The sequence below is a fragment of the Bradyrhizobium sp. genome, from assembly GCF_049512235.1.
Classification (GTDB): Bacteria; Pseudomonadota; Alphaproteobacteria; order Rhizobiales; family Xanthobacteraceae; genus Bradyrhizobium.
Window position 1 is genome coordinate 1 of record NZ_JBEKXH010000387.1, and the last position, 6,137, is coordinate 6,137.

Here is a 6,137-nt window from a genome sequence, read left to right on the forward strand (position 1 = left end):
CTCGAGTTGCATGCGCAACAAATCGGCGGCGCCGATCTCGGCAATGAATTCGGCGCGCGGATGCCTCTTCGGGTCCGCGGCATGGACGCCGTCGACATCCTTGAGCAGAATGACCGAGCGCGCACCGAACACCTCGCCGACGAGGTAGGAGCCGGCATCGCTGCCGTGCGGCGGGATCTTGCCGAGCGCCGGCGGATGCTCCCAGAGATCATAGGGCGGAATGCCGTTGAACACCGCGCCGCGCGCGGCCGCCAGCATCGCCGGCAGCAGCTGCACCATGAACGGCGCCTCGAGATAGACAAACCCGCGGTTGGCCAAGAGGCACGACACCATATAGGCATTCTGCGCCGACGATTTGGCGGCCAGCGTGGCGAGCGCCCCGGTCGGCAGGCCGAGATCGAGGCCGACCGACAGGATATGGCGCGCGCGCACACCGGGGCCGACGCCGATCACCTGGGTATGGTCCGACTGGTTGGCGACGATCTCGTCGAGCAGCGGCAATATCGCGCTGGGGCCGCGGTCCATGATCGAAAGGCCGCCGATCTGGACCACGTTGAGCTTGGGCAGGATGGCACGGACGGGGGCTTCGGTCCGGGCGATCAGCGTCTTGTCCATCAGCGATTCGCGCATCAGCCGCGAGGCGACGTGCTGGGCACCGAATTGATCCTCATTCATGCTGCGGCTCCGCGGTTGGCCGCATTGAAGATAACCGATCCCACCGGCTCGCCGTCCAGGGCCGCGGTCAGTTGGCCCGGCTTCAGCCCGTTGACGAACTGGATCTCGGCGATGTTGCGCGTGTTCAGCATGAGGTCGAGAACCGAGCGCTCGACGATCAGGTCGTGGAGGTCCTGGGCCAGCAGCTCCTGCACGCTGATCCGCGCGATGTGCCGGGCGGTCGGGTCCTTCTTGGGGTCGGCGGTGAAGAGCCCGTCCTCGTCCTTGACATAGATCATCTTCCTGGCGCCGAATACTTCGGCGATCAGAAAGCAGCCGGTATCGGTGCGCTGCGGCGGGATCCTGCCGATGTCGGGATTGGCCTCCCACAGCTTGTAGGGCGGCATGCCCTGGCAGATCACCGCGCCGCGCTCCATCAGATAATGCGGCAGCGAGGCAAACCCTTCCGGCTCAAGAAACGCGATGCCATGCTTCGCCAGCAGGTATTGCAGCATCTGCGCATTCTGCCAGGCGACGGCGGTGCCCAGCACGGTGAGGACGCCGGTCGGCAGGCCGAGATCGATCGCGAGGCTGTAGACGTGGCGGGCGCGGGTGCCCGCGCCGGTGCCCAGGATCATCTTGTGACGATGCAGGTTGGCGACGATCTCCTCGACCACCGGACCGACGGCGCTGCGGCCGCGGTCCATGATGCTCTGTCCGCCGATCTTGACCACGTTCACCCATGGCAGAATGGCGAAGTTCGGCGTCGCTTCGGTGGCGCGCTGGATCGCCTGATCGCTGAGCGAGCCGCCGACCAGCCGCCGTCCCAGCTCGGTCAGCATGGCGTTGTCCGTTGTTTCGTACATTCCGCTTGCCCCCCTCATGAAAACTTGAACAGCTGCAGCTCGAAGGCATGCGGCTCGGCGCAAGCCGCATCGAGCGAGCCGAACGTCGCCTCCGCCCAGGCCGCGAGCCTGCGCAGCGCCTCCTCCTGGACCGCGGCCGGCAGCGCCGAAAACCGCGCCCCGGTGCGGTGGCGCCCGACGAACCCGCTCGGCGTGCGCTCGGCGGTCCACTTCGCCGCAACGAGGCGCGTGGGTTGCGCCGTTTGCTCGAGCCAGGCTTGCGCGTCCTGCCGCGTGTTGGTCCGATCGGATGGCGCGCCCATCGCGTCGAGCACCAATGCCAGCTGCGCTTTCATCCGCGCATCGAGGCCGTCGGGCGGCGCGACCGTGCGGCCGAGCACCAGCACGCCCGCGCGGCGCAGCACGCGCCGCGCTTCGGCGAGGAGCCGCCGCCAGCCGCGCATGCCGCCGAACACCTGGATCAGCATGACCGTGTCGAACGTGGCGTCGCGAAACGGCAGGTGTTCGCCGTCCGCCTGCACCAGGCGCGGGGCGTGACGGCCCTCCGCACGCCGCATGAACGTCCGCAGCATGCCGGATGAGAGATCGATGCCGACATAATCGTCGCCCGCCGCGACGAACGGCCAGCCGATCCGCCCGGCGCCGGCGCCGAGATCGAGCAGCCGCGGCGAAGCGGCGTCGGCGGCCTTCAGCACCGCGGCCCGGATCGCCTGGGGCACCCCATCCGGGAGGGCGCGGTGGCGCTCGAAGGTGGCGGCGACGCTGTCAAAGGCGGACATCGGCGGCATCCTGCCGTAACGGCGCGGCCAGGGCGGCGCCGGACGCGCATAGCGCCTGGATCGCGTTGCCATCATTCACTGATGCGAATACGCGGTCGTGAACGGCACCACCTCGACGACGGTCATCATGCCCCGGTCTTCGTGCGCCAGGATGTGGCAATGCAGCACGTACTGGCCGGCAAAGTCGACGAAGCGGCTGCGCATCTTGAAATAGCCGGGGACGGTGACCGATTGGCTGTTGTTGTCGATGAAGACGGCCCGCGCCGACGGGATCATGAAGACGTCCCACCAGATCAGATTGGTCTTGGGCCCGCTGTCGCAGGGCTTCCAGGTGTCGGGCTTGTCATAGAACAGCAGACATTGGCCGGACTGAAGCACGGGAAGGGGCTGGGTCGCCGATTTCACGAACACATACTTGTAGGTCGAGGTACCGGGCAGCAGCTCGTTGGGATCGAAGAATTCCACGATCTGGAACGGATTGATGTGGATGTGGAATGGATGATCGACGATGCCGGGCGGGTCGGTCGCGACGACGCTGCCGTTCTTGACGGCGCCGTTGACGGTGCTGTTGACGATCTTCCACTCCTCGACGGTGTTGAGCATGACCACTTCGCCGACATTGCCGTCGAACTTGTGCCCGTCAATGGTGTGCATGACGCCCGGACTGCCGTTCGTCGGCACGGATTCGAAAACGACGGTCTTGGTGCCCGTCACCTCGGCGTCCGTGATGTCCCGGAGGAACGGCGGAAACACCGTCTTCAGCTCGCTCGCCGGAATGAACTGCGCCTGATTGCCGGTCGCCGGCGCGCCGGCGGTCACAGACACGGCCAACAGCGGCACCGGGGTCGTATCATCCGCCGCGCAAATCGGTTTCGGTGGAGTGGTCGGCAGGTTCGGGATCAGGGCGAGCGGCACCGTCGCGCACCTGCTCCGCACCTGCTGGGTCAGCAACACATATTGGCCGGGCGTTTTCGGCGCCTGAACCAGCACGTCGGCGCGATTGCCCGCCGCAAGCAGCAGCTGGGGGTTCTGGCTGTTTTCATAGTTCACGTCATTGAACTGCACGCCGTCCTGCGCGATCTGCTTCCAGGCAAACGTCTGCGGCGAGCTTGGCGCCGAGCTGTTCGCCGCCGGCGCGAAGCCTGCGACGAACACGCCGCCGCGCGACGACGTGTTGGCAATGCGCCAGAGCTGTACCTGACCGGGCTGCATGGTGATGACCGGTTGGGAGCGGCCATTGACCGAAAACGGCAGCGGCCCGGCTCCTGTTCCTCCGCCGGCCAGATTCGGGCTGACGCCCAATTGGTTGATGACGAGCACCGGCTGGGAACGCGTCCACGGCTGCTGACCGGTCCAGCCGACGTTGTAGAACTGGTTCAATGCGCCGTCATAGGAGGCGCCTTCGATGATGAAAACACCGGTCATGCCGTTGGCCACGTTGACGGTCGTCGAACCGTGCTTGTGGGCGTGGTACCAGTGCGTTCCGGGCGCCTGGCCCATCAGCAGCGGCGGGCCCGCGTTGGCGGCCATCGCGCCATGCGCGGCAGGGTGCGCGGGCGCCGCAGGAGGCCAAACCTTGTCTTTGTATTCAGGCAGGCGGAAGCAATAGGGAAAAGCGCCGATATAATATTGAGGCCAGGCCCCCTCGGCCCATTGCTTCAGGTCGACCGGCAGCAGCTTGTTCAAGATCGCCGGGTCGGCGTCATATTGGTTGAGCAGGTTCAATTGCTGAACCACCAGTTCCGGCGGAAAATCACCCCAGTTCCTGGGCCATTGCGCCAACACGCCCTTGTTCAGCTGTCGTGTGCATTCGGCGAAAAACTTCTCGAACGGCCCCTGCACCACCGGCTCGGTAACGGTCGGAGCGCCCGCACTGCGGGGCGACGGCCGCACTTCGATGAAGACATCGTCGCCGGTCGTGCTCGGGCTGGTGTGGGTGCCGTGGAAATGGATGTTGCCGGTGCTCGATCCGTGGAAGCAGTCGGGAAACACGTCCAGACCCGGATAGGGAGCGCTGCTCTCGTCGCATCCCTGGCCGCGCTCTCCGCGGTCGATCGAGTCGCCATAGTCACCCGGATCGATGTGATTGAGGAAAGTCAACTGGACGAGGTCGCCGAGGTTCGCCCTCAGCGTTGGGCCCGGCACCGGATCGGCGTACTGGGTGACGGGGGGACCGCCGGGATAGCCGGCCGGGATCGAACCGGGGTAGCCGGGAAGCGTTGCGTTGGCGCCCTGGAAGTTTCGCACGAATTGCGGAAGGCAGTTGCCGTTGCCAAGTCCGAGGTCCATCCGTGTCGGCGTGTCCTGGAGCACGATCGTTCCGCGCAGCACGTTCCCCTGTGCGACCAGCTCGGGCACGCGCAGCAGCGGCTGGCCGGAGGCCGCACAGGCAATGAATTGCTTGCCGGCCGACGCCGAAGGCGGATTGGCCAGCGGCCGAGGCTGGCGGATCCGTTGTTGCGCCTGGGTCGGCAGCGCTTGCAGCAACAACAGCGTGGCTGCCGCAACCGCCATCCACGGAGCCCGGCTACCTGACCGCTCCGGGAGGCGGGGAATCGAAAATCGCGCGCGGGGCGCCACCGGGCCAGGGCATTCGCCATTCCGAAGCAAACCGTCGCACCGGGCCATCGCAGCCTCCTTGGCTTTTTTTGGTTTCGATTGTCTTTATTGCGTGTGTGATCCTGCAAGCAGCGCCCGGCCCGGAGGCTGTATGCGATGCGGCGCCCTTGCAGGCGGTCGCCGCAACGCCTGAATCTAATGCGTGATCGTGATCAAACCCCGGGCAAGCGGATGCGGCAGGGAGCAGTATTTCATCACGGTCCCGGCGGACCCGAAAGCGATCCAGCTTGGCCGTGAAGAATGGCCCGGCGGGATTTCATCCGAGAGGTAATTGGAATTTGGTTGCCCTCGCAGACGCACCTGGTCCGGCGGAAGCGGATTGAACTTGTCGTCGGTCGGCCAGGGCTGCTGACTCTGCGTGGTCGTATTGTCCCAGCTGATCGAATCGCCGGCCTGCGCCAACAAGCCTTCCGGGCCGCCTTCTTGCAACTGCGGAACGAATTTGGCCGGGTGTCCGGCGTTGTCGCCTGCGACGATCTTTATCGACCAAAGTGCCACGGCTATCCTCCCGGGTTCGCGGCGAGCGCATCGCCGGACTCCTTGAGATCCAGAACGAAGGCGGCATATCCGCCCGGCTCGGCGATAGGATTAGATTTTTATCGGCCAAACCGACATGGGGCTCTGTTCCCATGGCTCAACGTCATCTTGCCAAAGCACGTTTAAGTAGTCTAGAGAAAACATACTTCCAGCATTTGTCGCGAGCGGGACCTTCGGGTTCTACTGTTTCGGAATCGGACTGACGCGTCGCAGGCGGAATGGACCGCTCGCCTCGGCGACGTTTCCAACGCATCTGATCGAAAGGGCTGAAGGCGTGCTCGGAGACCGCAAAACGCGTGCGTCTTCCACCACGCAAACGCCCGATGACATCGGTCTCGTCGAGCTTTTCCTGTTGTTTTCCCAGCTCGGGCTGTCGAGCTTCGGCGGCGGCGTTTCAGCCTGGATGCACCGCGCCTTCGTCGAGCGGCGCGGCTGGCTCGGAGAAGCCGAGTTTTCTGCCGCGCTGGCGCTCGCGCGCATCATGCCGGGGGTGAATGTCGTCAATCTGGCCGTCCTCATCGGCCAGCGCGTGCGAGGACCGTCGGGCGCGGCGGCCGCCGCTCTCGGACTTCTCATCGGGCCGAGCTGTGTCGCCGTCGGCCTCATGATCGCTTATGGCGCGCTGGCCCGATCGGTCGTCCTGCAGGCCGCGATCGAGGGTGCTGCCGCGGCAGCGGCCGGC

Annotated in this window: 6 protein-coding genes; 1 reads left to right on the top strand and 5 read right to left on the bottom strand. The window is 65.6% G+C overall.

Annotated elements, in window-relative coordinates; genetic code table 11:
* The 5 genes from ABSG20_RS27125 to ABSG20_RS27145 all read right to left on the bottom strand — a co-directional run.
* Positions 1–675: amino acid kinase family protein (locus ABSG20_RS27125; protein ID WP_423867559.1), on the bottom strand; the 675-nt coding region annotated here is incomplete at its 3' end.
* Positions 672–1,520 (bottom strand): amino acid kinase family protein, encoded by an 849-nt coding sequence (locus tag ABSG20_RS27130; protein ID WP_423867560.1) that lies wholly within the window; start codon positions 1,518–1,520, stop codon positions 672–674. The genes ABSG20_RS27125 and ABSG20_RS27130, both read right to left, overlap by 4 nt.
* Before the next feature lie 14 nt (positions 1,521–1,534).
* Positions 1,535–2,299 carry a methyltransferase domain-containing protein gene (locus tag ABSG20_RS27135; RefSeq protein WP_423867561.1) on the bottom strand — a complete coding sequence of 255 codons (765 nt, stop codon included), beginning with the start codon at positions 2,297–2,299 and terminating at the stop codon, positions 1,535–1,537.
* Positions 2,300–2,374: 75 nt separating this feature from the next.
* Positions 2,375–4,813, bottom strand: coding sequence for a multicopper oxidase domain-containing protein (locus ABSG20_RS27140; protein WP_423867562.1), 2,439 nt, complete (start codon positions 4,811–4,813; stop codon positions 2,375–2,377).
* Between the two features lie 240 nt (positions 4,814–5,053).
* Complete coding sequence (locus ABSG20_RS27145) at positions 5,054–5,416, bottom strand: hypothetical protein (protein WP_423867563.1); 363 nt, start codon at positions 5,414–5,416, stop codon at positions 5,054–5,056.
* Between the two features lie 313 nt (positions 5,417–5,729).
* On the opposite strand from ABSG20_RS27145, the gene ABSG20_RS27150 reads away from it, so the two are divergent.
* Positions 5,730–6,137, top strand: a 408-nt coding sequence (locus ABSG20_RS27150; RefSeq protein WP_423867564.1) for a chromate transporter, incomplete at its 3' end; no start/stop codon positions are given.